The organism is Rhizobacter sp. P2_H2 (assembly GCF_056403375.1).
The window spans coordinates 1-1,820 of the sequence record NZ_JBFUFP010001060.1 but is presented as its reverse complement, the minus strand read 5'-3'; the positions used below and the strand labels follow the sequence as shown (position 1 = coordinate 1,820).

The following is a 1,820-nucleotide window of genomic DNA, read 5'->3' as shown; positions in this document are numbered from 1 at the left end:
TTGTTGACCGTTCGTCACTCTTGCCGCGTAACAAACCTTCGATTATCGGCGAAAGAAAGCGTTACGTCAAAGTCACGCCGCAAAGTCAGGTTGGATTGGCGAGTTTCATGCGCTGCATGCGCTGCCTTCTCTGGGCGTCGAGTTCGCGCCATTGCACCAGGGCCGCGGGGTCGGTTTCGGCCTGGCGGATCAGCACCTGCAGGCGCGCCGACAGCAGCTCGACCCACATGCCGTCGATCACGCGGCGCAGGTCGGCGAACTGCATTTCGTCCTGCAGCACACCCGGCGGGACGAGGCGGCGGCCTTCGTCCRCCCATTCGCCGTCGTGCAGTGCCTGCTCGAGCACGGCCCATGGCGTGGCGCCGTGTTCCAGCAGGTGGCGCTCCAGCCAGGTGACCAGCGATCCGTGCGGCGCCGGCAGCTCGTGCAGCAGTTGGTGGTCGTCGGTGCCGAGCTGGTCCCACCAGTCGCTGTGCAGCAGCAACAGCCGCAGCACGGTGTCGGCCGGGCTGGTCGGCACGGTGCGCGTCTTCGACTGCGGCGGGAAGGGGCCGCTTTCCTCGTAGCGATCGCGCTCGCCGCGCTTGCCCTTCCACTCCTTGGTCCATTCCTTGGTCCACTTGCGGCCGCCGCTGCTGCTCTCCCGCCGCTGGAAGCGCTCGCGCGGCGCGGCCGGGGCGCCGTCGTCCGGTGGCGGGCCGTAACCGTCGTCGTCGGGCGGCTCGTGGCGGGAGGAGGGCGATCCGCCGCCGTGCCGCGGCGCGGCCGAGGCCTGCCACAGCTGCGTCAGGTCGGCCGATGCGATGCCGCCCTGCTGCGCCAGCTCGGCCAGCAGCTGCAGCTTCAGCGCACCCTCCGGCAGCGCCGACCAGAGCGGCCTGGCGTTGGCGAGGAACTTGGCCCGGCCCTCGGCCGTCGACGGGTCGCCGCCGTCACGGGCCGCCTCGAGCAACTGGCGCGACAGMGGCACCGCCTGCGCGACGCAGGTCTCGAAGGCTTCGGCACCCAGCTCGCGCACGTACGAATCCGGGTCATGCTCGGTCGGCAGGAACAGGAAGCGGACGGTGCGGGTGTCGCTGGCATGCGGCAGCGAGGCTTCGAGCGCCCGCCCGGCTGCGCGCCGCCCGGCGGCATCGCCGTCGAAGCTGAACACCACCGATTCGGTGAAGCGGAACAGCTTCTGCACATGCTCGGCCGTGCAGGCCGTGCCCAGCGTCGCCACGGCGTTGTCGAAGCCGTGCTGCGCGAGCGCGACGACGTCCATGTAGCCCTCGACCACCAGTGCATAGCCGCGCTTGCGCAGCCCGGCGCGCGCCTCGTGCAGGCCGTAGAGTTCGCGGCCCTTCACGAACACCGGCGTCTCCGGCGAGTTCAGGTACTTCGGTTCGCCCTTGTCGAGCACGCGCCCGCCGAAGCCGATCACGTCGCCCTGCACCGAGCGGATCGGGAACATGATGCGGTCGCGGAAGCGGTCGTAGCGCTTGCGCTCCTCGTCGTTCTCGCCCTGCGAGATGACGAGGCCGCTCTCCTCGAGCAGCGGGTCGTCGTAGCGCGGGAACACGCTCGCCAGCGCCCGCCAGCCGTCGGGTGCATAGCCCAGGCCGAAGGCGGCGGCGATCTCGCCGCTCAGGCCGCGGCCCTTCAGGTAGTCGATCGCCCGCGGGCTGCCCTTGAGCTGCTTGCGGTAATGCTCGCTGGCCTTGGCGAGCACGTCGCTGAGGGTGGCCTGGCGCTCCTTCAGCTCGGCGGCGCGCTCGCGCTCCTGCGGCGAGCGGTCGTCCTCCGGCACGGTGAGCCCGGCCTGCTGGGCCAGGTCGCGC

Annotated in this window: 1 protein-coding gene; it reads right to left on the bottom strand. The window is 70.8% G+C overall.

Features of this window, described 5'->3' with window-relative positions:
• Positions 1–85: 85 nt before the first annotated feature.
• The coding region (gene dnaG, locus AC1D15_RS30000; protein ID WP_477828892.1) for a DNA primase at positions 86–1,820 on the bottom strand (1,735 nt) is incomplete at its 5' end.